Genomic DNA, 23,055 nt, shown 5'->3' on the forward strand with positions numbered 1-23,055 from the left:
CTCGATATCACAGTGGTGGGCCCGTTGCGAGGCGCTACCGTGCGTCCGCTCCGGCGGCCCCGCGCACCCGGCGGTATGCCGGTGATTGCGCCCATGCCCGCTGCGCGCTCGGCCCAGCTGCCGTCGCAGCGCGGGGGCGCTGACGAGACAGTGGCAGCCGGTACTACGGTCGACCATCTCACCGAGACCTACCGCGCCCACTACCGTTCGCTGCTCGGCCTCGCGGCCCTGCTGCTGGACGACACCGCGTCGTGTGAGGACGTGGTGCAGGAGGCGTTCATCCGCGTGCACTCGGCGCGGAACCGGGTACGTGAGCCGGAGAAGACACTCGCGTACCTGCGCCAGACGGTCGTCAACCTGTCGCGCTCCGCACTGCGCCGCCGCATCCTCGGGTTGAAGCTGCTCTCCAAGCCGATGCCGGACATGGCGAGCGCAGAGGAGGGTGCGTACGACCAGCTGGAGCGGGACGCGCTGATCAAAGCGATGCGAGGGCTGCAACGGCGCCAGCGGGAGGTACTGGTGCTGCGGTATTTCGCGGACATGACCGAGGCCCAGGTGGCCGAGACGCTGGGGATCTCCCTGGGTTCGGTCAAGGCGTACGGCTCCCGCGGTATCGCGGCGCTGCGCGCCGTGATGGAGGCTCAGGTATGAGTTGGCGCGAGCGCAAGGATCCCGCGCAGGAACGCACGCACGAGCGTGAGATCGACCGGACTGGAAACGGAATTGTGAACCACGGGCCGGAGAACGCGCCGAACGCGCCGAACGTGAACTCGGACGGGCACCCGGATACGGACGCCGTGTCCGTCGAGGAAGTGCCGGAAGGGCAGGGCGGGAGAGACGACCCCGCCGAAACGGAACGGCTCGCCGGCCTGACGGCCCTCTTCGGCGCGGTATCGGGTGCGGGCCCGGGTGCAGGATCGGGCCGGGGTGCCGGTGGCGGCTCCGGTGGTCCCGGCGACTTCGACGACTCCGGTTCGGACCTGGACGAGGTCGCCCTGCGCCGTATGCTGCGGGGCGCTGTCGAGGGCCTCGAACCCGGTGACGGCACCCTCGACCATCTGAAGCGCGCCGTCCCCGCCCGGCGCGCCAGGAAGCGGCAGGCCGTCGTCGGAATGGCGGCGGCGGCGCTGCTCATCGGCACTGCGATCCCCGCGTTCGTACACGTCGCCAACTCCGAGGGCTCGAGCACCGCCAGCCCGGCCATCGCCGCGCACGGCGAGCAGGCGCAGGGCGGCGGCTCCGACACCGGCTCGGCAGCCGGCGAGAAGGCCGGTGGCGGCACCGCCGGCGGACAGGGCACCGGCGGCAACGGTCACCCGAACGGCTCCAACGGCCCCTCGGACACCGGTGGCCAGGGCGCCGCCGGCGACGCGGCCACCGGTGGTGCGGGCCCCGCCGACAGCACGGCGGCCTCGATGCCGGTCTGCGACCCGGGCCAGCTCGGCGTCGCCTCGGCCGAGACGGGCGCGGCCGGTGCCGACGGCACCGTGTACGGCAGCTTCCGTATCTCCAACATCTCCGGCAAGGAGTGTTCGGTGACCACCAGTGGCACCGTGGACTTCCAGGCGATGGGCGCGGCCGACCCGGCCAAGATCAACGTCGTGCAGCACACCGCGGGCGACGCGGCGGCCGGACTGCCCGACCCGTCGCAGGAGGCGGGCACAGTGCTGCTGAAGCCGGCCATGGCGTACGAGGTGCGGTTCGCCTGGGTCCCGAAGGACACCTGTCCGACCTCCGGCGCGTCGCCGACCCCGACCCCGACCGACGGTGCGGCGGGTACCTCCGACGGCACCGTCGGTGACGGCACGGGCACGGCGCAGACGGATGTGCAGCTCGGCAGCGAGGACGGCGGCACGACGCTCGGCGGCAGCATCGCTGTGACGCACACCCCGGAGCCCGGGGCGCCGGTCGCGGAGACGGAGATCCCCAACGCCTGCGCGGGCACGATCTACCGGACGGGCGTGCTCGCACCGACGGCCTAGCACCATGACGCATATGTGGGGGCCCGCCGGTCGAACCGGCGGGCCCCCACATACGTGCGTACGCCGGGACGGCTCAGGCTGTGCGCGTACCCGCTTCCGCGTCCGTGTCCGCGTCCAAGTCGGGCACGAGGCCCAGCTTCACGTCCCGCGCGGCCTCCGCCTCGCGGCGGACCAGCCGGAACCACATGAAGAGCACGAAGGCGGCGAAGACGAACCACTCGCCGGTGTAGCCGAGGTTCTGGAACGCCTTCAGGTCGAGACCGCTGCCCTGCGGTGCCACGGCCGGTACGGGGCGCAGCGCGCTGTCCTGGGCGCCGCCGCTGCTGTCGGTGTCCTGGAGCGTCACCCATGCGTCGTACACGTCGTACGGCACGAGGTTGACGAGGGACGCGGCGCTGATCATGCCGAGCTGTCCGTCGGGGAGGCCTCCCGCCGTGTCGACGCCGTCGGTGCCCGTGTTCTCGGACGCCTGGAGGTCGCCGGTCACCGTGACCTCGCCGGTCGGCGCGGCGGGCACCGGGGTGTGCCCGGCCTTGCCGGGCAGCCAGCCGCGTACCACCGGCAGGGCCTTGCCGCCGTCGGTGCGCAGCATGTTCAGGACGTAGAAGCCGCTCCTGTCGTCCAACTCCCGGCCGGGCACCAGGAACTGGTCGGCGTACCGGCCGGTGGCGGTGGCCGGGCGGCCGGACGTCACCGTGTCCACCGGCAGCAGATCATCGAGAGGCTTTGCCGCTCTCGCCCCCGGGGCCGGCTGCTTCGTGGCCTGCTCGTGCGACTGCACGCGGTCCTCGAAGCGGCCGAGCTGCCAGGTGCCCATGAAGACGCAGAGCGGGATGGCCAGTACGGCGAAGAGGTTGATCCCCCACCATCGCGGGGTCAGCAGGAACCGGTACACCCCTCCACGGTACGGTCCCCGCTCCGGAACCCCGGAGCGGGGTGCCGCCGACGTCACCACCCCCGGTGGCCGGGGCGCCCGCTACCCGAGGTGGCGCCGGGCGAAGTCCAGCTCCAGCCGTACCTGCTTGATGCGCTCCTCGACGACGAGCGAGCCGTGCCCCGCGTCGTACCGGTACACCTCGTGCACCGCCTGCCGGACCTTCAGCCGGTCCACATAGTTCTCGACCTGGCGGATCGGGCAGCGCGGGTCGTTGACCCCCGCCGAGATGTAGACCGGCGCCCGCACGGCGTCGACGTACGTCAACGGGGACGAGGCCTCGAACCGCTCCGGCACCTCCTCCGGCGTACCGCCCAGCAGCGTGCGGTCCATCGCCTTCAGGGCCTCCATCTCGTCGTGGTACGCCGTGAGGTAGTCCGCGACCGGGACCGCGGCCAGGCCCAGCGCCCAGTCCTCCGGCTGCGTACCGAGGCCGAGCAGCGTCAGATAGCCGCCCCACGAACCCCCGGCCAGGACCAGCTTCGCGGGGTCCGCCAGCCCGGACTTCACTGCCCACTCCCGGACTGCCGCGATGTCCTCGAGCTCGATCAGGCCGACCCGGTGCTTGAGCGCGTCCGTCCAGGCCCGCCCGTACCCCGTCGAGCCGCGGTAGTTGACGCGGACGACCGCGTAGCCGTGGTCCACCCAGGCGGCGGGCCCGGACGCGAAGGCGTCGCTGTCGTGCCAGGTCGGGCCGCCGTGGATCTCGAAGACGGTCGGAAACGGGCCCTCGGCCAGGGCAGCGGGCCGCTGCACGAGCGCGTGGATCCGGCCGCCGGGCCCGTCCACCCACACGTCCTCCACCGGCACGGACGCCGGAGCCTTCGTACCCGGCGGATCGAGCACCACCGCACCCGTCGTGGACCGCACGGCGGGGGGCTGAGCGGCGGACGACCACAGGTACTCCACGGTGCCGTCCGGCCGGGCCGTGGCACCGGACACCGATCCGGCAGGTGTCTCCACCCGTACCGGAGCGCTGTCGGCCCCCGGCTCGTACCGCCACAGGTCGCTGCGGGCCTCGAAGCCGTGCACGATCAGCAGCGCGGACCCGTCCGGATACCACTCGGCGCCCACGTCACCGGGCAGATCGATCGCAAGATCCGTCTCCGTCCCCGTCACCGGGTCCCAGATCATCGGCTCCCAGCGGCCCCGCCGCTGGTGTCCGACCAGCAGCCGGGTGTCCCCGGCCACCGGCGCGAAGCCCAGCACCGACAGGCCCAGCTCCTGCGTACCGCCCTTGGTGTCGTCGAGCTCGGCGACCGTTGTCCCGTCCGGCCGCACCACGCGCAGCGCCGAATGCATCGCGTCGCCGTGCTCGGTGTGCTCCAGGGCGATCAGCGTCCCGTCGTGCGACAGGTCCCCGACGCCCGCCGACTCGCGGTGCCGGTAGATCTCGACGGGCGGAGCCCCGGGCCGTACGACATGGATCGTCGTCCCGTCCTCATCGGTCGACCGGCCGACCACCGCCGTCCCGTCCCGCCCGATCGCGAGCCCAGCCGGGTACGAGGGTTCGAGCCCGGGAGCCGCGGGCTCGTCCGCCGGCCCTCCGCTCCCGTCGCCGCCGTGGAACGGCTGGCGCATCCACACCCCGAACTCGTCGCCGTCGGTGTCGTTGAACCACCAGATCGTCTCGCCGTCCGGCGTCAGTATCCCGTCCGTCGTCCCGTTCGGCCGGTCGGTGACCTGTCGCTGCTCCCCGGTCGACCGGTCCCACGCGTACAGCTCGTACGTCCCCGTCGCGTTGGAGACGAACAGCGCACGGTCCGGCGCGTCCTCCGCCCAGTCGGGCAACGACACCCGGGGCGCCCGGAAGCGCTGCTCCCACTCGGGAACGGAATCGGTCGTCAGCGCCGGAACGGAATCGGTCGTCGAGCCAGTGATCTCAGTCATGCCCCCCATTCTGCGCCGGGGGCCGGACACTCGGCCCGTATCGTCCGCAGCCTGTGGACAACTCCCCGGCCGGCCGGGGCACGGCGTCGCGCACACCGTACGGCTGACGGGCCGTCAGGGTGTTATCGGTGCGGGTGTGGGGCCGGCCCGGTCCCAGCCGGGGGAGCGGACGTCGACGGTGAGGGTGTTCATCGCGACCTCCGCGCCACAGGTGCGGCAGATCCACGCGGCGTCCAGGTCATGCCCGTGTGCGCCGTCGCCCTCGCCCTCGCCACGGCTCTCCGCGTCCGTGGTGGCCACCGGTTCATGGACCATGACGACCGGCGGCTCCTCGTGCACCCAGCGGTCGCCCCAGTCCAGCAGGGCCCGGATCACCGGAGCGAGATCCCGGCCCGCCTCGGTCAGGTGGTACTCGTGGCGCGGCGGCCGTTCGTTGTACGGGCGCCGCTCGACCACCCCGGCGTGCTCCAGTGACCGCAGCCGGGCCGCGAGCCGGTCCCGGGGCGCACCGGTGTTCCGGGCGATCGCCTCGAACCGGTGATTGCCGAAGAAGATCTCGCGCACCGCGAGCAGCGCCCACTTCTCGCCCACCACCTGCAGTGCGGCGGCGGCGGAACACGGGCGGCCGGGCAGTGCGCCGATGTCGATACGGCTGCCGGAACCATTCATTGCACTCACCCCTACAAGGTTGCCATCTCAAACTTACTGGCGCTACCTTGCCGTCATGACAGTTGGAAAATCAAACTCACTCGCGGGCGCGGTCGCCCCGGGGCCGTCCGCCCCGCCGTCGGAGCCTGGGCCGCCCACGGCGAACAGGCCCGCGAAGGGCTCGGTGAACGGGTCCGCGAAGAGTCCATCCACTGGATCCCGTGCGACGGCCTGGATCGTTTCGGCCGGGGTCTTCGTCGTGAACCTCGACCTGTTCATCGTCAACGTGGCTGTCCCCGCCCTCGGTGACTCCTTCGGCGACAGCTCGCTCGCCTCGCTGTCCTGGGTGCTCAACGCGTACGCGATCGTCTTCGCCGCGCTGCTCGTCGTCGCGGGCCGGCTCGCGGACCGGTACGGGCACCGGCGCGGCTTCCTCCTCGGTCTGGCGGCCTTCACCGTGGCCTCCGCGCTGTGCGCCGTCGCCCCCGGGATCGGCTGGCTGGTCGCCGCCCGTGCCCTGCAGGCGGCCGGAGCCGCCGCCCTGATGCCCACCTCGCTGGCGCTGCTGCTGGTCAACACCGCGCCGGAGCGCCGGCCGCAGGCCATCCGCAGCTGGGCGGCGATCGGAGGCATCGCCGCCGGTCTGGGGCCCGTGATCGGCGGGCTGCTCGTGGAGGCCGACTGGCGCTGGGTTTTCCTCGTCAACGTGCCGGTCGGTGCGGTCGGCCTGGTGGCCGGGGCCCGGCTGCTGCCCGATGCCCGCCCGGACCGCGACGGACGGCTGCCGGACCTGGCCGGCGCCGCGCTGCTCACGCTCGCCATCGGCGCACTCGCGCTCGGCCTGGTCAAGTCGGACGCGTGGGGCTGGAGTTCGCCGGAGGTGATCGGCGCGCTCGTCGCGGCGGTCGTCCTCGCCGGGGCGTTCTGGCTGCGCTCGGCCCGGCACAGCGCCCCGATCGTCGAACTGCCGATGCTGCGCACCCCGGCCTTCGCGGCTGCGACCCTCGCTGCGCTGCTCTTCTCCGTCGCCTTCGCGGCGATGCTGCTGACCTCGGTGCTCTGGTGCCAGCAGGTGTGGGGCTACTCGGCGATCCGTACCGGACTGGCCATCGCTCCCGGGCCCCTGGTCGTACCGGTGCTCGCCGTCACGGCGGGCCCCGTGGTCCGCCGTCTCGGCGCGGGCCGCACGGCGGCGCTCGGTTGCCTGCTGTTCGCCGTGGGCCTCGGCTGGTGGGCCGTCGCGCTCGATGCGGTCCCGCACTACGCGGCCGGACTCCTGCCCGGCATGCTGATCACCGGTATCGGCGTCGGCTTCGCCCTGCCCACCCTGGTCGGTGCGGCCGCGGCGGCCCTGCCGCCCACCCGGTTCGCAACCGGATCGGCCGTCACCACGATGGCCCGCCAGACCGGTTCGGTCCTCGGCGTGGCCCTGATGGTCACGCTGCTCGCCACCCCGGACGGCCCGGCCGAGGCGCTCGACGCGTTCCGGCACGGCTGGTGGGCGGCGGCCGCCACCGCCGTACTGGCCGCGGCGATCGCACTCGCACTGCCCCGGCCGGGCGCCGCGGGCCGCGCCTGACACGCAACGGACGGAACGGGACAGAGAGATGGCGGTCCACCGGAGACGTGCCGGTGGACCGCCATCCCACACAGGGCTGCGTACGAGCGAACTACGCGGCTGAGCGGAAGGCGGGCAGATAACCGCCCGACTGCCCTGCGGACTTGGGGTGGTACGACTCGTAGACGGGGACAGTCACGCTGTTGAGCCACGGACTGCCGGAGCACAACTCGTGCCCCGTGAACTCGTCGACCACGCTGGAGAATGTGAACCCGGCATCGACCGCCTGCTGGGCGATGACGCCGTTCAGTACGTCGGACGCGTTGTTGATGGCGGAGCGCTCGGTCTCGGAGAGACCGGCGATGCAGCCCCCGCTCAGCTGGTAGAAGCGCGGGTATCCCAGCACCACCACATGGGCCTGCGAGGCGCGTGACCGGATGGAGCCGTAGAGCGAACCGAGGCCGGACGGCAGTACGTTCTGCATCTGCGAGACAGCCGCGTTCACGCTGCTGAGACAGGTGGCCTCGCTGTACAGAACGCAGTCCTCCATGACATCGGCAAAGCCGACGTCGTTGCCGCCCGCCGTGACACTGACCAAGGTGGTGGACGAACTCAGCGCACCCAGCTGGCTGCTCGCCACCGAACCCGTCGTGGCCCCCGAACAGGCCACGAAGGCGAACGAGGACGGTGAGTTCTGGGTGGCCCAGAGGTAGGGGTAGGCCTTGGTGCTCCGATGGCAGTCGCCGCTGTCGGAGATGTAGCTTCCCGAGCCGACGCCGGACGAGTAGGAGTCGCCGAGAGCGACGTACCCGCCGGCGGCGGCCGCGGAGGTTGCCGAGGCCGGCTGGGCAACGCCCAGCGCGGCCAGGGCTGCGAGGACCAGAGTGGATGCGGACGCCCAGAATCTCCGTACTGACATCACTGTCAGCCCTCCGAAGTGTGGGGGGTGGGTGGGGGTTGATTGAGCGAGCACGTTTCTAGCAGCTGTGGGTACCGGCCGGTAATAGCCGCGCAAGAACTCGCCGGATATGCCCGAATGATCGTTCGGTAGGCATGGCTCCGTGCGTGGGTAAACCTCCAACTGTCCGCGAATTGAAGGCTGTTGCGGTGTACGGCCAGGATTCCGCGCGACGTGGAGGAGGCGGCGACGTCCCGCCGGCCGGTCAGCGGCCCGACCCGGTCATCCGCATCCGGGCCGGCCCCGACGGGGTGTGGGCGGTGGCCGGCAGTGACGGAGAAGTCGTCGGAGTGCTAACCCACCCGCTCCGCCAGGAACTGCTCCCAGGTCCGCTGCCCCACAACAGCCCCCTCGAGAGACAGGTTCTCGCCGGCCCGGTACGCGCGGCCGGCCTTTCCCGGCATGCGCACCGGCATCATCAGCCGGTGCTTGCCGCGTGCCTGCAGATATCCGCGGGCCAGATCGGCCATCCCGTACACCTTCGGCCCCGCCAGATCGGGAACCGGCCCGGCGGGCCTGCCGAGGGTCAGTTCCACGATCCGGGCCGCCACCTCGCGCGAGTCGACCGGCTGGAACCGGAGTCCGCCCGGGCACGGGACCACCGGCAGCTTCGCCATCTTCTCCACCACATCGAGGGCCAGGTCGTGGAACTGGGCGGCACGCAACGTCGTCCACTCCAGGCCTGAGTCGGCCACGGCGCGCTCCGCGCCGAGCTTGGTCCGGAACCAGCCCAGCGGCACCTTGTCCGCCCCGATCACCGAGATGTACACCAGGTGCCGCACCCCGGCCCGCGAGGCAGCCCGCACCAGATTGCGGGTCGCCTCGTCATCGCCCTTGGGGCCGCCCGCAAGGTGCAGTACGGTCTCGACCCCGTCCGTCGCGGGCTCCAGGCCCTCGCCCCTGAGCAGGTCAGCGGTCACGTACTCGATGCCGTCCCCGGACTCGCGGCCGTGCCGGCTGAGGACACGTATGTCGCGGCCGGCCTGCCGCAGAAGCGGGACGACGTGGCCCCCCAGGGTGCCCGTGCCACCGGTGACCAGGATGGGTGAGGTCGTCACGGTCATCTCCAATTCGTTCGTACGGGAGCCGATCTCCCGGTTGGATCAGTCGGGGTTTCGTGGGTCTACTGCATTGACCCGCCGCGACGAAGGAATGTGACACGTGGACGACAGTGCATTGCTGACGGAGCGTTTCGAGGAACACCGGTCTCGTCTGCGGGCGGTCGGCTACCGGATGCTCGGCTCGCTCAGCGAGGCCGATGATGCCGTTCAGGAAACCTGGCTGCGCCTCGATCGCGCCGGGACCAGCGGCGTCGAGAACCTTGCCGGATGGTTGACCACGGTGGTGGCACGGGTCTGTCTGAACATGCTGCGTGCGCGTGAGCAGCGGCGCGAGGAGCCTCTCGGGATACGTATGCCGGACCCGGTCATCAGCCACGAGGACGGGGTCGGTCCCGAGCAGGAGGCGTTGCTGGCCGACTCGGTCGGGCTGGCGATGCTGGTGGTGCTGGAGTCGCTGACACCGGCCGAGCGGCTCGCGTTCGTACTGCACGACATGTTTGCCGTGCCCTTCGACGAGATCGCCCCGATGGTCGAGAAGACCCCGGCCGCGACCAGACAACTCGCGAGCCGCGCCCGCCGCCGGGTGCAGGGAGGGGTACCGGTTCCCGACCCCGATCTCAACCGCCAGCGCGAAGCCGTCGACGCGTTCTTCGCCGCCGCTCGCGACGGTGACTTCGACGCGCTCGTCGCCGTACTCGATCCCGACGTCGTGCTGCGGTCCGACGGCGGCGTCGCGGGCGCCCGCCACACGGCCGTGCTCCACGGCGCACGGACCGTGGCCGGCCAGGCGCTCACATTCGGTCAACTGTCGCCGTTCGCACGACCGGCGCTCGTCAATGGGGCTGCCGGAGTCGTGGTCGTTGCCCAGGGAAGGCCGCTGTCCGTCATGGCCTTCACCGTCACGGACGGCAGGACCGTCGCCATCGACGTACTGTCCGACCCCGAACGGCTGCAGAAGCTCGACCTGACAGTCCTCGACCACTGAGGCGTCGCCGGTGACGCCGCCCGTGGGAAGATCCCTTCGCAGTGCGCTGGTCCCGACTGTTGAAGGTGACGATGTACGCGATATCCCTGGGCGACGACGGCGCCGAACTGCGCCCGCTGGAGCCGTGGCGGGCCGAGGAGTTCCTGGCCCACATCGACCGGGGGCGGGAGTTCATCGGGCAGCACAACGCGCTGCCCGACGTCGTCACGGACCTGGAGTCGAGCCGGGCGTTCCTCCAGGCGTACGCGGAGAAGACCGCCGCCGACGCCGGACGGCTCCACGGCATCTGGACGGGCGACAAGCTGGTCGGCGCGGTCCTCCTCCGCACCATGGACATCGAGCAGGGCACCGCCGAAGCGGGCTGCTGGCTGGAGCCGTCGGCGGTGGGCAAGGGGCTGGTGACCCGGGCCGCGCGTGTGATCATCGATTGGGCCATCGAGGAGCGGGGCATCCACCGCGTGGAGTGGTGGGTCTCGTCGACGAACGAGGCCAGCATCGCCGTGGCCCGGCGCCTCGGGATGACGAAGGACGGCGTGCTGCGGGCGAGCTACCTGTACCGGGGAAAGCGGCACGACGAGGAGATCTGGTCGGTGCTTGCACCGGAGTGGCGGGCGGGCAAGCGGACGCCCTGAGCCCGGCGCCCCCGCCAAGCCCCCGTGCAGACCCCGATCGTCGCTGCCGTCGTGGCCGCCACGACCCCCGCGTCCGCGCCCGGGGCGGCGAACGCGGCGCCCCACTTCTCGACCGACCGCGTCATGAACTCCTTCGCCTCGGGCGAAGCCGGCCGGGCCTCGGCGTCCTCCCTGCCGATCTCGCCGCCCTCGAGATGCCTGATGTCGCGAGGGCCTCGGTCAGGTGCCGACGTAGTCCGCGAGGTGTTCACCGGTGAGGGTGGAGCGGTCGGCGACGAGGTCGGCCGGCGTGCCCTCGAAAACGATCTTGCCGCCGTCGTGGCCGGCGCCGGGGCCGAGGTCGATGATCCAGTCGGCGTGCGCCATCACCGCCTGGTGGTGCTCGATGACGATGACCGACTTGCCGGAGTCGACGAGCCGGTCGAGCAGGCCGAGCAACTGCTCGACGTCGGCGAGGTGGAGGCCGGTGGTCGGCTCGTCGAGGACGTAGACGCCGCCCTTGTCGGCCATGTGGGTGGCCAGCTTGAGCCGCTGCCGCTCGCCGCCGGACAGCGTGGTGAGCGGCTGGCCGAGGCTGAGGTAGCCGAGCCCGACGTCGGCGAGCCGGTCGAGGATTCTGTGCGCGGCCGGCGTGTGCGCCTCGCCGGCGCCGAAGAACTCCTCGGCTTCGGTCACCGACATCGCGAGCACCTCGCTGATGTCGCGGCCGCCGAGGGTGTATTCGAGGACCGACGGCTGGAACCGCTTCCCCTCGCAGTCCTCGCAGGTGGTCTCCACGCCGGCCATCATCGCCAGATCGGTGTAGATGACGCCGGCGCCGTTGCAGTTGGGGCAGGCGCCCTCGGAGTTGGCGCTGAACAGGGCCGGCTTCACGCCGTTGACCTTCGCGAACGCCTTGCGGATCGGGTCGAGCAGTCCGGTGTACGTCGCCGGGTTGCTCCGTCGCGAGCCGCGGATGGGCGCCTGGTCGACCGACACCACGCTCGCGGAGGCGGGGACGGAGCCATGGATCAGTGAGCTCTTACCGGAGCCGGCGACGCCGGTGACGACGCACAGCACCCCGAGCGGGATGTCGACGTCGACGCCCTGCAGGTTGTGGCGGGTGGCGCCGCGGATCTCCAGGGTGCCGGTGGACTTGCGCACCGTCTCCTTGAGGGCGGCCCGGTCGTCGAGGTGGCGGCCGGTGACGGTACCGCTGGCCCGCAGCCCCTCGATGGTGCCCTCGAAGCAGACGGCGCCGCCCGCCGTACCGGCGCCGGGGCCGAGGTCGACGACGTGGTCGGCGATCGCGATGGCCTCGGGCTTGTGCTCCACGACCAGCACCGTGTTGCCCTTGTCCCGCAGCCGCAGCAGCAGGCCGTTCATGCGCTGGATGTCGTGGGGGTGCAGGCCGATGGTGGGCTCGTCGAAGACGTAGGTGACGTCGGTGAGTGAGGAGCCGAGGTGGCGGATCATCTTGACGCGCTGCGCCTCGCCGCCCGACAGCGTGCCCGACGGCCGGTCGAGCGCGAGGTAGCCGAGGCCGATCTCCACGAACGAGTCGAGGGTGTGCTGCAGCGCGGTGAGCAGCGGCGCCACCGACGACTCGTCGAGGCCGCGGACCCATTCGGCCAGGTCGCGGATCTCCATCGCGCAGGCGTCGGCGATGCTGATCCGCTTGATCTTCGACGACCGGGCCCCCTCGCTGAGCCGGGTGCCGTCGCACTCGGGGCAGGTCGTGAAGGTGACCGCGCGCTCCACGAAGGCACGGATGTGCGGCTGCATCGCTTCCTTGTCCTTGGACAGGAACGACTTCTGGATCTTGGGGATCAGCCCTTCGTAGGTGAGGTTGACACCGTTGACCTTCACCTTGGTCGGCTCGCCGTAGAGGAAGTCCTGCATTTCCTTCTCGGTGAACCTGCTGATCGGCTTCTGCGGGTCGAGGAAGCCCGACTGGGCGTAGAGCCCCACGGTCCACTGGCTGTCCGACTTCCAGCCGGGGATGGTGAACGCACCCTCGGCGAGCGACTTGGAGTCGTCGTAGAGCTGGGTGAGATCGATGTCGGAGACCGCGCCCCGGCCCTCGCAGCGCGTACACATGCCGCCGGTGCGGTTGAAGGTCGCCTTCACCGTCTTCTTGGCACCGCGCTCGACGGTGATCGCACCGCTCGCCCGGACCGAGGCGGTGTTGAAGGAGTACGCGCTGGGCGGGCCGATGTGCGGCGTGCCGAGCCGGCTGAAGAGGATACGCAGCATCGCGTTGGCGTCGGTGGCGGTACCGACGGTGGAGCGGGGGTCGGCCCCCATCCGCTGCTGGTCGACGATGATCGCGGTCGTCAGCCCTTCGAGTACGTCGACCTCCGGCCGCGCCAGCGTCGGCATGAAGCCCTGCACGAAGGCGCTGTAGGTCTCGTTGATCATCCGCTGCGACTCCGCGGCGATCGTGCTGAACACCAGCGAGCTCTTGCCCGAGCCGGAGACGCCGGTGAACACCGTCAGGCGGCGCTTGGGGATCTCGATGCTGACGTCCTTGAGATTGTTCACGCGCGCGCCGTGCACGCGGAGCAGATCGTGGCTGTCGGCAGCGTGCAGCGCAGGCGACTGCGTGTTCTTCCTCTTGGCCGGGCTCATGGTGTCTCCATCTGTTGGGCGGGCCCGCCTTCGCGGTCTCCGTCGGTGTCGCCTGGCTCGATCCAACCAAAATTCGAGCAGTACGTCTGTCTTCTCTTTTGCTTCGGCCGTGGAACCTCCGGTTCCGGGCGACGCGTCCCGCCCGCCGGGGTGTCGGACCGGCCGGCGACGAGCGGGGCGAAGCGGAACGAGCGGGTACAGGGTGACCGACGCACGCGGGTCGAGGCCGGTGTGCGCGGTGAACCGGCCACCCTGCTCCTGCCTCAGTGCGTCGATCTCGAGGACCTCGACTTCGCCCTCGGTCACGGACACCTCGCGGGTGGACCGGGACGCGGGAGCGGGGTCGGCACTCAGCCGGCGCTCATCGGTCCTGAAGCAGCCCGAGGACGTTGCCGTCGGGGTCGGTGACGGTGGCCACCAGGCGGCCGCCACCGACGTCGTGAGCGGGCTCCTTCACGGTGGCACCCGCGGCGGTCACCTCGGCCAGCTTCGCCTCGATGTCCGGCACGTGCCAGTAGGCCACCGGCGAGGTCATGCCCTGCGATCCGCCGCCCGGCACCAGCCCGATGTGCTGGCCCGCGGCCTCGAAGCCGACGTAGTAGGACTCGTCGGTCTGCGGCGGTACGCCGAGCAGGGCGGCGTACACCTTCTTGGCCGCCGCCAGGTCGGAGACGGGATGCAGCACGGTCTTGATTCCCTGGGTGGCAGAGTCGGTCATGGTCACTCCTGAAGTCCTGGGTCCGGTCGGGATTTTCTGGCGCAGGTACGAACGGGGAGTCCGGAAATCGGCAGCCCATCGCCCCGGATGGTGATTTCGCCGTTGGCCGTTCGTCTTGACCGGGTCCGGCCCGCAAGAGAAGGAGAACCACCGGAATCACCTCCGCGCGGTCACGCTAGCTGCGGCTCGGGGGTCCGTGCTTCTCGAATCCTGATCGGTCCGGTCACGTGTTACGCGACGCACGACGGGATCCCCGCCGTCGCGCGCGGAACTGTCCTGCGCAGCGTCGGTGAGCCTGAGCAGTGTCGAGGGGACCGTGCAGCACACCGCACGGCCGATTTCTTCCGAGGATGCCGAAACGAATAGCTTTCGAGCCGGCTTTGCCGAAGAGGGTGGAGAACCTCTCGCTCCGTGGCCGCATCTCGCAGGCGTATGACAAATTCTCCGGGATCGCGGCATCACCGCACGCGGCGCGCCGCCGTTTCGCGAGGAGATTGTCCGTCCGCAGCGGGCGACAAAAAGAAAAGGCAAGGAGAACGGTTCCTCGCGGTCAGTGAGAAGTTCCAGGTCGGCGGTTTCTTCGGTGGCATCCAAAAGCCGTGGCCGGACCGGTTGGACACGGCGTACCCGTACGGCCTCTCCACTCTGCAGCCGGTCACCGAGCGGCTGCTCAACGAGCGTGCCCTCGAACTCGGGACCGAGATCCGGCGCGGCTGCGAAGTGGTCGGGCTGAGCCAGGACGAGGACGGGGTGACCGTCGAACTGGCGGACGGCGCGCACCTGCGCTCGCGGTACCTCGTCGGGTGCGACGGCGGCCGCAGCGCGGTGCGCAAGCTGCTCGGCGTCGGTTTCCCCGGCGAGCCCGCCAAGGTCGAGACGCTGCTGGGCGACATGGAGATGGCCGAGGATCCGGCGACGGTGGCCGCCGTCGTCGCGGAAGTCCGCAAGACCCAACTGCGGTTCGGCACCATCCCCAACGGGGACGGGACGCACCGTGTCATCGTGCCCGCCGACGGCGTGGCCGAGGTCCGTGCGACCGCGCCGACCCTCGAGGAGTTCAAGCACCAGCTGCGGGCGGTCGCGGGCACCGACTTCGGCGTGCACTCGCCGCGTTGGCTGTCTCGGTTCGGCGACGCCACCCGGCAGGCCGAGCGCTACCGGGTCGGCCGGGTGCTGCTGGCCGGCGACGCGGCGCACATCCACCCGCCGACCGGCGGGCAGGGGCTCAACCTCGGCGTGCAGGACGCGTTCAACCTCGGCTGGAAGCTGGGCTCTCGGTGGGGGGCTGGGCGGATCGGGTCGACCACGTCGTCGACGCCGGCGAGGAACTGGACGCGCCCGCGGTGCTGCTGCGGCCGGACGGCCACGTGGCGTGGGTCGGTGAAGATCAGGCAGATCTGCTCAGCCGGATGCCGAGATGGTTCGGCGCCGCCGTCGGCTGAGCGCGTCGCATGAGGCGGGACACGACAGGTGTCCTGCACCTACGACACCTGTCGCGTTCGGACGCGGTCGGTCACGTACCGTGACGCGGAACACTATTGCAAGCATGTGCTTGCAATAGTTAGCAGTGATGGCGCACTATCGAGTCATGGCATCACTCAACGTCGGCAATCTCGGCGAGTACCTGCGCGAGCAGCGCCGCACTGCTCAGCTCTCGCTGCGGCAGCTCGCCGATGCTGCCGGGGTGTCCAATCCGTATCTCAGCCAGATCGAACGCGGGCTGCGCAAGCCGAGCGCCGAGGTGCTGCAGCAGGTCGCCAAGGCGCTGCGGATCTCCGCGGAGACCCTCTATGTGCGGGCCGGGATTCTGGACGAGCGGGAGCGGGAGGAGCTGGAGACCCGGGCGGTCATCCTGGCCGATCCGTCCATGAACGAGCGGCAGAAGAACGTGCTGCTGCAGATCTACGACTCCTTCCGCAAGGAGAACGGATTCGATTCCGGCTCCGGGGACACCGATGACGAATCCGGCCTCAGCGCCGACGGCACAGATGCCGATACAGCTTCAAAGCCTTCACCACCCTCAAACTGATTCTGATGATCCGGGAGGACCACAGTCATGGCCATCACCGATGACCTGCGTAAGACCCTCACCGACCCGACCCCTCTCTACTTCGCCGCCGGTACGGCCGACCTCGCCGTCGAGCAGGCGCGGAAGGTCCCGGCACTGATCGAGCAGCTGCGGGCCGAGGCGCCCGAGCGGTTCGAGGCCGTGCGCAACGCCGACCCGCGGGCCGTGCAGGAGAAGGTGACCACGCAGGCCAAGGAGGCGCAGGCCACCGTGCAGGCCAAGGTCACCGAGGTGCTCGGGTCGCTCGACACCGATCTGAAGAAGCTCGGTGAGTCCGCTCAGGACCTGGCGCTGCGGAGCCTGGGTGTGGCCGCGGAGTACGCGGTGCGGGCCCGGGAGACGTACGAGAAGGTCGCCGAGCGCGGCGAGCAGACCGTGAAGACGTGGCGTGGCGAGACCGCCGAGGATCTTGTCGAGATCGCCGTCGTGGTCGAGCCGCGGCGGGAGTCCGAGCCGAAGCCGGCGCCTGCCGCGAAGAGCGAGCCGAAGGACGCTGCCAAGACGGAGACCCGGACGTCCGGCACGCCCGCCAAGAAGGCGACGACGCCCGCGCGCAAGCCCGTAGCGAAGAAGCCCACGCCGCCGACCGCCAAGTAGCGCCGCGGCCGATGTGTACCGGGGCGCGGGCCGGGCACCTTTCGGGGTGGCCGGCTCGTTGTCCCGGTACCTTGGCGGCGAGGCGCTCATCCATTCATTAGGCGGTGCACACCATGTTGCTCACGGGGTTCAGCACACTTGTCTGGCTGCTCTACCTGATCATGCTCGTCCTGGCCGTGGTCGCGCTCTTCCTGGCAGCGACGGCACGCGAGGATGCGTACCGCGCCGCGGACAAGCAGAAGAAGTCCTTCTGGCTGATCATTCTCGGCATCACCGTTGCCGTGAACCTCTTCGTACCGATGCTGTTCCTGCAGCTTGCGGGCGCGGTCGCATCGATCGTCTTCATGGTCGACGTACGGCCCGCACTGAAGGCGGTCTCCGGTGGCGGCGGCCGGCGCGGTGGTTCCAGCAGCGACGGGCCGTACGGGCCCTACAACGGCGGTCGTTGAGCGCCCACGGGTGACGCCGATCCGGGGCGGGGGCGCGGAAGGGACGCGCTCCGGCCCAGATCACCATTGCGGCTCCGGTCGGTGCTCCGGTCGCGGTCGAGCAGCAGGACCGCGACGTCGTCGGTGAGTTCGCCGCCGTTCAGCTCGCGCACCTCGGCGACGGCCGCCTCCAGCAGCGCCTCGCCGCTGAGCCCCTCCGCCAGCTGACGGTTGATCATCGCGACCATGCCTTCCTGGCCGAGCCGCTGGGTTCCGGTCGGCCCGACGCGGCCCTCGATCAGCCCGTCCGTGTACATCATCAGGCTCCACGACCCGCCCAGTTCGACCTGGCGGCGCGGCCAGCGGGCGTGCGGCAGCAGACCCAGCGCCGGGCCGCCGTCCTCGTACGGGAGCAGCTGCGCCGCCCGTCCGTGGCGAGTGATCAGCGGGGCCGGGTGGCCCGCCAGGCAGAGCCCGGCGCGCCGGCCGTCGGGGGTGATGTCGACGGTGCAGAGCGTCGCGAAGATCTCCTCGCTCTCCCGTTCGTGCTCCAGAACCTGCTGGAGCGTGGAGAGCAGTTCGTCGCCGCAGAGTCCTGCCAGCGTCAACGCCCGCCATGCTATGCGCAGCTCGACGCCGAGCGCCGCCTCGTCCGGGCCGTGGCCGCAGACGTCACCGATCATCGCGTGGACGGTGCCGTCGGGAGTGCGGACCGTGTCGTAGAAGTCCCCGCCGAGCAGCGCACGGCTGCGGCCGGGGCGGTAGCGGGCGGCGAACCGCAGATCGGAGCCCTGCAGGAGCGGGGTGGGCAGCAGGCCGCGTTCCAGCCGGGCGTTCTCCTGGGCGCGCAGTTTCGACTCGGTGAGCTGGTGCTGCGCGACGTCGGCGCGTTTGCGTTCGACGGCGTAGCGGATGGCGCGCGTGAGCAGCCGCCCGTCGAGCTCGCCGCGGAAGAGGTAGTCCTGGGCGCCGACGCGTACCGCCTCGGCGGCCAGCTCGGTGTCGTCCTCCGCGGTGAGCGCGAGGACGGCGTGGCGCGGTGCGATGCGCAGGACGTGCTTGAGGGAGGCGAGCTCGGTGTGCCCCTCGGCATCCTCGTCGGCGCGTGTCTCGCTGCTGGGCGGCAGGGCCAGGTCCAGCAGGATGCAGTCGACGTCGTCCGTGAGGAGCCGTCCCGCCTCGGTCAGATTGCGGGCGGTCCGGATGCGGACCCGAGTGCCGGCCGCAGCAGGGAGCTCGGGGACGGTGAAGGTGCCCGCCGGGTCGTCCTCGATCACCAGGAGGGTGAGGTGGGCGACGTGGGTGGTCTCCGCAGTGGGAGCGACACGCTGCTGCGGTACGGGTACGGGCATAGGTTCGGTTTCCTTCCCTCCCCCCGAGGGCGCGGCGGGACGACGATCGACGACCCACCAGACCGGGACCATAGCGGTACCGGACATGCGAACGGAATGGCGAATGTCATCCGCCATCCGGCATATGGGGAGCCATAAGCCGCGTCCCGTCACGGATCCGGCGAGAAATGCGCGCCCATGGGCGGTCCGAGGGTCATGACGAACATCACCCCTGCGGCGTGGGTGCGGGTGGCGTGCCTCACGGCGCGGGGGGTGAGCGCGTGGTCCGGGTCACTCGCGCGGGGCCGCCCGTATCCGTACCGGCGTGGCCGGGTCACCGGTCCGGGCGAACCACCCCGAGGATCTCCATCGAGCCCGCCCCCGCGAGCGTCACGTTCCGCCCCGGGCGCGGTGCGTGCACGATGGCGCCGTCGCCGATGTACATCCCCACATGGCTGGCGTCACCGTGGTAGATGATCAGGTCACCGGGGCGCATGTCCTTGACGGCGATGTGCGGCAGCTGCCGCCACTGCTCCTGCGAGGTGCGCGGGATCGGCCGTCCCGCCGCCGCCCATGCCTGGGACGTCAGGCCCGAGCAGTCGTACGATCCGGGTCCCTCGGCCCCCCAGACGTACGGCTTGCCGATCTGGGCCGTCGCGAAGGCCACCGCCTTCTTGCCGTGCGCGCTGGCCTCGCGGTTGATCTCCTTGAGGGCGCCGGAGCCGAGCCAGGCGGTCTGCGCCTTGTACTCCGCCTCCTGCTCCAGCTCGAGGAGGCGTGCCCGCTCCTCCTTCTCCAGCTGCGATTCGAGCTTCTTCGCCGCTGCGATCTGCCCGTTGATCCGCTTCTTGGCCTTGGCCTGCTTGAGACGGTTGGCCTCGAGCTTCTTCCAGTTGCTGCTCGCGTCCTTGGTGTACGTCTCCAAGTCCTCCTGGGTCCTGGTCAGTTCGCCTAGGACCCCCTTGGCGGCCTGCTGGCCCTGCCAGACCCTGTTCACACCGTCCATGAACATCCGCGGGTCGTCGCTGAGCATCATCTGCGCGCCCGGCGGCAGCCCGCCGGTGCGGTACTGCTCGCGGGCCTGGGCCCCTGCCCTGCTCTTGAGGTCGGCGATCTTCGCCTGTCCCGCGACGATCGCCTGCGCCAGTTTGACGATCTCGCCGGACTGCTTCTTCGCCTGCTCCTCGGCGAGGTTGTACGCGTCGGTGGCCGCCCCGGCCTTGCGGTAGAGGGCGTCGATCTCCTTGCGTACCTCTTCGAGGCTCTTCCTTTGCGGAGCTGATGGAGTGGTGGGGGAGTGGGAGGGGGAAGGCGGTGCGGGTGTGGCGAACGCCTGGGTCGGCACGGTCAGTACGGCCAGAGCGCAGACCAGAGTGATCGCGGCAGCGGCACAGTGACGTCGGTTCACAAGCTCCCCCTCCGAGCGGATCTGATTTACCGTCAGTAACTTTTCGCGGCGTCGCGATCGTGCCATGCCGTACCGAAAAGCAACAGAGGCATTCCCCGTCATCTCGGACGAACGGCGTCGCGTCCGTGTTCCCGGATGCGCCCCGAACCGCACCCGTTCAGTGCCTGGTGGGCCGCCGGTCGGTGCCCGTCGGGCCACCGCTCCGGGCTTGTTCGGCTACCGCTCGGGCCGCAACGCCTCCCACTTCACCGTGACTTCGCCCTGCCGCCACCTCCGTACCCCGTCCGTCAGCGGCCAGTCCCCCGACAGCGTGCGCACCGCGGTGATCCAGCGCTGCCGCGCGCCCAGTGAGGCGTACGGAGCCGCCGCGGCCCACGCCCGGTCGAAGTCGCGCAGGAACGCGTGGACCGGTTCGCCCGGCACATTGCGGTGGATCAGCGCCTTGGGGAGGCGTTCCGCCAGGTCGGAGGGGCGGTCGAGGGAGCCGAGGCGGGTTGCGAACGTGACCGTGCGCGGGCCTTCCGGGCCGAGCGCCACCCATACATGGCGGCGCCCGATCTCGTCGCAGGTGCCCTCCACCAGAAGCCCGTCGGGGGCGAGCCGGGCGCACAGCCGCCGCCAGACCGCGGCGACCTCACCCTCGTCGTACTGGCGCAGCACGTTCGCCGCCCGGATGAGGGTGGGGCGGCCGGTCAGCGGGATCTCGAAGCCGCCGTGGACGAAGGTGAGCCCCTCGCGCTCGTACGGCTTCGCTGCTGCGACCCGCTCCGGATCGATCTCGATGCCGACCACCGCCGTGCGCGGCTCGGCGGTGCGCAGGCGTTGCAGCAGCTCGACGGCGGTCCAGGGGGCGGCGCCGTATCCGAGGTCGACCGCGACGGGGGCGTCGGAGCGGCGCAGGGCGGGGCCGTGCGTGGCGGCGATCCAGCGGTCCATGCGGCGGAGCCGGTTCGGGTTGGTGGTCCCGCGGGTCGCGGTGCCGATGGGGCGCATGACAGCGAGCCTAACGATCCCGCGGGCCCGGGCGGGCCGCGGTGACGCGCCGTAGGTGATCGTAATGATTTGGCAAAACGGAAGCGGAAGTGGAAATGAAAGGGTGCGTTTCGCTGTTCCAGGCTTCCGAGGGGGCGCATGCCCCTTCGGTGTCATGCCCCGAGCGAGGAGGACCGGACGACGTGAGCCAGTACGTCTCTCGGCTCGGCAGCAACCGCATGGCGCCACGCCTGAGGTTTCCAGGCGCCTTCCCCGGCAGTCACCGCAAACCGCGGCGCATCGCGATGCTCTCCGTGCACACCTCCCCGCTGCACCAGCCGGGCACGGGCGACGCGGGCGGCATGAACGTCTACATCGTGGAGCTGGCCAAACGGCTCGCCGCGATCAACATCGAGGTGGAGGTCTTCACCCGGGCCACCACCGGCGCCCTGCCCCCGACGGTCGAGCTGGCGCCCGGCGTCCTGGTGCGGCACGTCGACGCGGGGCCGTACGAAGGTCTGGCCAAGGAGGACCTGCCCGCCCAGCTCTGCGCCTTCACCCACGGGGTGATGCAGGCCTGGGCCGGCCAGCGCCCGGGCTACTACGACCTGGTCCACTCCCACTACTGGCTCTCCGGCCATGTCGGCTGGCTCGCCGCGCAGCGCTGGGGCGTTCCCCTCGTGCACGCCATGCACACCATGGCGAAGGTGAAGAACGCGGCGCTCGCCGAGGGCGACATCCCGGAGCCGGCCGCCCGGGTCATCGGCGAGACCCAGATCGTCAGCGCCGCCGACCGGCTGATCGCGAACACCGCGGGGGAGGCGGACGAGCTCGTCCGGTTCTACGAGGCCGATGCGGCGGCCGTCGCCGTCGTCCATCCCGGGGTCAACCTGGAACGCTTCCGGCCCGCCGACGGCCGGGCCGCCGCCCGGGCCCGCCTCGGACTGCCCCAGGACGCCTTCGTCCCGCTCTTCGCCGGCCGTATCCAGCCGCTGAAGGCCCCCGATGTGCTGCTGCGCGCGGTGGCCGTGCTGCTGGACCGCGATCCGTCGCTGCGGTCCCGGATGGTCGTACCGGTGGTCGGCGGCCCCAGCGGCAGCGGGCTCGCCAAGCCGGAGGGACTGCAGAAGCTGGCGGCGCGGCTCGGGATCACGGATGTCGTACGGTTTCACCCGCCGGTCGGGCAGGACCAGCTCGCCGACTGGTTCCGGGCGGCGTCCGTGCTGGTCATGCCCTCGTACAGCGAATCGTTCGGCCTGGTCGCCATAGAGGCGCAGGCGGCCGGCACCCCGGTCGTCGCGGCGGCCGTCGGCGGACTGCCGGTGGCGGTACGGGACGGGGCGAGCGGCTTCCTGATCCCCGGGCACGACCCGCAGGCGTACGCGCAGCAGCTGGCCCGGTTCGCCGAGTCGCCGGAGCTCGTCGCCAGGATGGGTGCGACGGCCGCCGCGCATGCGCAGGGCTTCGGCTGGGACACGGCGGCGTCCGCGACCGCCGACGTCTACACGGCCGCGCTGCACGAGCACCGCCGTCGCGTACGCGTGCACCACGGCTGACACACGCGCGAGCCCTCTGCCGAGGCACGCATGCGCCACGGCAGACCCACGCGCACCCGCGCCCGCACCCATGCGCGCATCCCGGCCGACGCACGCGCGCAGCCACCCCTGACGTACGCTCACCCCATGGCTGACGTATCCGCCGCAGCGGCAACAGCGCAGGTCATCGAGGCGACGTTGAAGGACGCCGAGCTCGAGTGGGAGAGCCCCGAGGCCGGCAGCTACGTCGTGAAGCTGCCCGGCACCCGCAAGCTGTCCACCACCTGCTCCCTCATCGTCGGCGCGCACTCGCTCTCCCTCAACGCGTTCGTCATCCGCCACCCCGACGAGAACGACGCGGCGGTCCACCGCTGGCTGCTGGAGCGCAACCTGCGCCTCTTCGGCGTGAGTTACGCGATCGACCGGCTCGGCGACATCTATCTCGTCGGCCGGCTGCCGCTCTCCGTGGTCACCCCCGAGGAGCTGGACCGGCTGCTCGGCGTCGTCCTTGAAGCGGCCGACGGCTCCTTCAACACACTGCTGGAGCTGGGCTTCGCGAGCGCGATCCGCAAGGAGTACGCGTGGCGGGTGTCGCGCGGCGAGTCCACGCGGAATCTGGACGCGTTCACGCATCTGACCCAGCGCCCCGTCAACTGACCTTCTCGGTCCACCCAATTCGGCGGCGCACGACTCTTTCGCTGCGCCGCCGCGCCGTGGCATGCTCACCGCCGACGCAAACA

20 protein-coding genes and 1 pseudogene are annotated in these 23,055 nt (G+C 70.9%); 11 read left to right on the forward strand and 10 right to left on the reverse strand.

Annotated elements, in window-relative coordinates; genetic code table 11:
- The first annotated feature begins 75 nt into the window (after positions 1 to 75).
- Together ACWCP8_RS33285 and ACWCP8_RS33290 are read left to right on the forward strand one after the other, a co-directional pair.
- Positions 76 to 651 carry a SigE family RNA polymerase sigma factor gene (locus ACWCP8_RS33285; protein WP_352266836.1) on the forward strand — a complete coding sequence of 192 codons (576 nt, stop codon included), beginning with the start codon at positions 76 to 78 and terminating at the stop codon, positions 649 to 651.
- Positions 652 to 725: 74 nt separating this feature from the next.
- Positions 726 to 1,982 (forward strand): hypothetical protein, encoded by a 1,257-nt coding sequence (locus ACWCP8_RS33290; protein ID WP_451119981.1) that lies wholly within the window; start codon positions 726 to 728, stop codon positions 1,980 to 1,982.
- Positions 1,983 to 2,055: 73 nt separating this feature from the next.
- Here the strand turns inward: ACWCP8_RS33290 and ACWCP8_RS33295 are convergent, their stop codons facing one another.
- The 3 genes from ACWCP8_RS33295 to ACWCP8_RS33305 form a co-directional block, all read right to left on the reverse strand.
- A complete protein-coding gene (locus ACWCP8_RS33295; RefSeq protein WP_451119946.1) occupies positions 2,056 to 2,877 on the reverse strand; it encodes an SURF1 family protein in 822 nt (273 codons plus the stop codon).
- A gap of 81 nt (positions 2,878 to 2,958) precedes the next feature.
- Positions 2,959 to 4,806 carry a S9 family peptidase gene (locus ACWCP8_RS33300; protein WP_451119948.1) on the reverse strand — a complete coding sequence of 616 codons (1,848 nt, stop codon included), beginning with the start codon at positions 4,804 to 4,806 and terminating at the stop codon, positions 2,959 to 2,961.
- A gap of 114 nt (positions 4,807 to 4,920) precedes the next feature.
- Positions 4,921 to 5,475 carry a winged helix-turn-helix transcriptional regulator gene (locus ACWCP8_RS33305; protein WP_352266837.1) on the reverse strand — a complete coding sequence of 185 codons (555 nt, stop codon included), beginning with the start codon at positions 5,473 to 5,475 and terminating at the stop codon, positions 4,921 to 4,923.
- 163 nt (positions 5,476 to 5,638) lie between these two features.
- Here ACWCP8_RS33305 and ACWCP8_RS33310 point away from each other — a divergent pair, with 163 nt between their 5' ends.
- A complete protein-coding gene (locus ACWCP8_RS33310) occupies positions 5,639 to 7,033 on the forward strand; it encodes an MFS transporter (RefSeq protein ID WP_451119950.1) in 1,395 nt (464 codons plus the stop codon).
- A 91-nt stretch (positions 7,034 to 7,124) separates the two neighbouring features.
- Here the strand turns inward: ACWCP8_RS33310 and ACWCP8_RS33315 are convergent, their stop codons facing one another.
- Complete coding sequence (locus ACWCP8_RS33315; protein ID WP_451119952.1) at positions 7,125 to 7,931, reverse strand: SGNH/GDSL hydrolase family protein; 807 nt, start codon at positions 7,929 to 7,931, stop codon at positions 7,125 to 7,127.
- A 332-nt stretch (positions 7,932 to 8,263) separates the two neighbouring features.
- Positions 8,264 to 9,034 (reverse strand): SDR family oxidoreductase, encoded by a 771-nt coding sequence (locus ACWCP8_RS33320; RefSeq protein WP_355994467.1) that lies wholly within the window; start codon positions 9,032 to 9,034, stop codon positions 8,264 to 8,266.
- 97 nt (positions 9,035 to 9,131) lie between these two features.
- Here ACWCP8_RS33320 and ACWCP8_RS33325 point away from each other — a divergent pair, with 97 nt between their 5' ends.
- Both ACWCP8_RS33325 and ACWCP8_RS33330 read left to right on the forward strand, forming a co-directional pair.
- Entirely contained in the window at positions 9,132 to 10,016 is an 885-nt protein-coding gene (locus ACWCP8_RS33325; protein WP_352266782.1) for a sigma-70 family RNA polymerase sigma factor, read from the forward strand.
- Positions 10,017 to 10,087: 71 nt separating this feature from the next.
- Positions 10,088 to 10,648: a GNAT family N-acetyltransferase gene (locus ACWCP8_RS33330; protein ID WP_451119955.1), complete on the forward strand. Its 561-nt coding sequence runs from the start codon at positions 10,088 to 10,090 to the stop codon at positions 10,646 to 10,648.
- Between the two features lie 219 nt (positions 10,649 to 10,867).
- Here the strand turns inward: ACWCP8_RS33330 and ACWCP8_RS33335 are convergent, their stop codons facing one another.
- Both ACWCP8_RS33335 and ACWCP8_RS33340 read right to left on the reverse strand, forming a co-directional pair.
- Positions 10,868 to 13,258 carry an excinuclease ABC subunit UvrA gene (locus ACWCP8_RS33335; RefSeq protein ID WP_352266784.1) on the reverse strand — a complete coding sequence of 797 codons (2,391 nt, stop codon included), beginning with the start codon at positions 13,256 to 13,258 and terminating at the stop codon, positions 10,868 to 10,870.
- Between the two features lie 361 nt (positions 13,259 to 13,619).
- A complete protein-coding gene (locus ACWCP8_RS33340) occupies positions 13,620 to 13,976 on the reverse strand; it encodes a VOC family protein (RefSeq protein WP_352266785.1) in 357 nt (118 codons plus the stop codon).
- A gap of 534 nt (positions 13,977 to 14,510) precedes the next feature.
- On the opposite strand from ACWCP8_RS33340, the pseudogene ACWCP8_RS33345 reads away from it, so the two are divergent.
- The 4 genes and pseudogenes from ACWCP8_RS33345 to ACWCP8_RS33360 all read left to right on the forward strand — a co-directional run.
- Positions 14,511 to 15,418: pseudogene (locus ACWCP8_RS33345) on the forward strand (FAD-dependent monooxygenase); the annotation flags it as partial.
- A gap of 146 nt (positions 15,419 to 15,564) precedes the next feature.
- On the forward strand, positions 15,565 to 16,005 hold the full coding sequence (locus ACWCP8_RS33350; protein WP_352266786.1) for a helix-turn-helix domain-containing protein: 441 nt from the start codon (positions 15,565 to 15,567) through the stop codon (positions 16,003 to 16,005).
- 27 nt (positions 16,006 to 16,032) lie between these two features.
- Positions 16,033 to 16,641, forward strand: coding sequence for a hypothetical protein (locus ACWCP8_RS33355; protein ID WP_352266787.1), 609 nt, complete (start codon positions 16,033 to 16,035; stop codon positions 16,639 to 16,641).
- Between the two features lie 113 nt (positions 16,642 to 16,754).
- Positions 16,755 to 17,090, forward strand: a complete 336-nt coding sequence (locus ACWCP8_RS33360; RefSeq protein WP_030929444.1) for a DUF2516 family protein — start codon at positions 16,755 to 16,757, stop codon at positions 17,088 to 17,090.
- On the opposite strand, the gene ACWCP8_RS33365 is transcribed toward ACWCP8_RS33360, so the two are convergent.
- The 3 genes from ACWCP8_RS33365 to ACWCP8_RS33375 form a co-directional block, all read right to left on the reverse strand.
- Entirely contained in the window at positions 17,072 to 18,421 is a 1,350-nt protein-coding gene (locus ACWCP8_RS33365) for a PP2C family protein-serine/threonine phosphatase (protein ID WP_352266788.1), read from the reverse strand. The genes ACWCP8_RS33360 and ACWCP8_RS33365 overlap by 19 nt on opposite strands.
- 313 nt (positions 18,422 to 18,734) lie before the next feature.
- Positions 18,735 to 19,808 (reverse strand): C40 family peptidase, encoded by a 1,074-nt coding sequence (locus ACWCP8_RS33370; RefSeq protein WP_451119958.1) that lies wholly within the window; start codon positions 19,806 to 19,808, stop codon positions 18,735 to 18,737.
- A gap of 216 nt (positions 19,809 to 20,024) precedes the next feature.
- Positions 20,025 to 20,801 (reverse strand): class I SAM-dependent methyltransferase, encoded by a 777-nt coding sequence (locus ACWCP8_RS33375; protein ID WP_352266790.1) that lies wholly within the window; start codon positions 20,799 to 20,801, stop codon positions 20,025 to 20,027.
- Between the two features lie 182 nt (positions 20,802 to 20,983).
- Between ACWCP8_RS33375 and mshA the strand changes: the two genes are divergently transcribed.
- Both mshA and ACWCP8_RS33385 read left to right on the forward strand, forming a co-directional pair.
- Entirely contained in the window at positions 20,984 to 22,336 is a 1,353-nt protein-coding gene (mshA, locus tag ACWCP8_RS33380; RefSeq protein ID WP_352266791.1) for a D-inositol-3-phosphate glycosyltransferase, read from the forward strand.
- Between the two features lie 126 nt (positions 22,337 to 22,462).
- Positions 22,463 to 22,972: a type III secretion system chaperone family protein gene (locus tag ACWCP8_RS33385; RefSeq protein ID WP_352266792.1), complete on the forward strand. Its 510-nt coding sequence runs from the start codon at positions 22,463 to 22,465 to the stop codon at positions 22,970 to 22,972.
- Positions 22,973 to 23,055 lie beyond the last annotated feature (83 nt).

This window comes from Streptomyces sp. NPDC002206 (assembly GCF_053593595.1).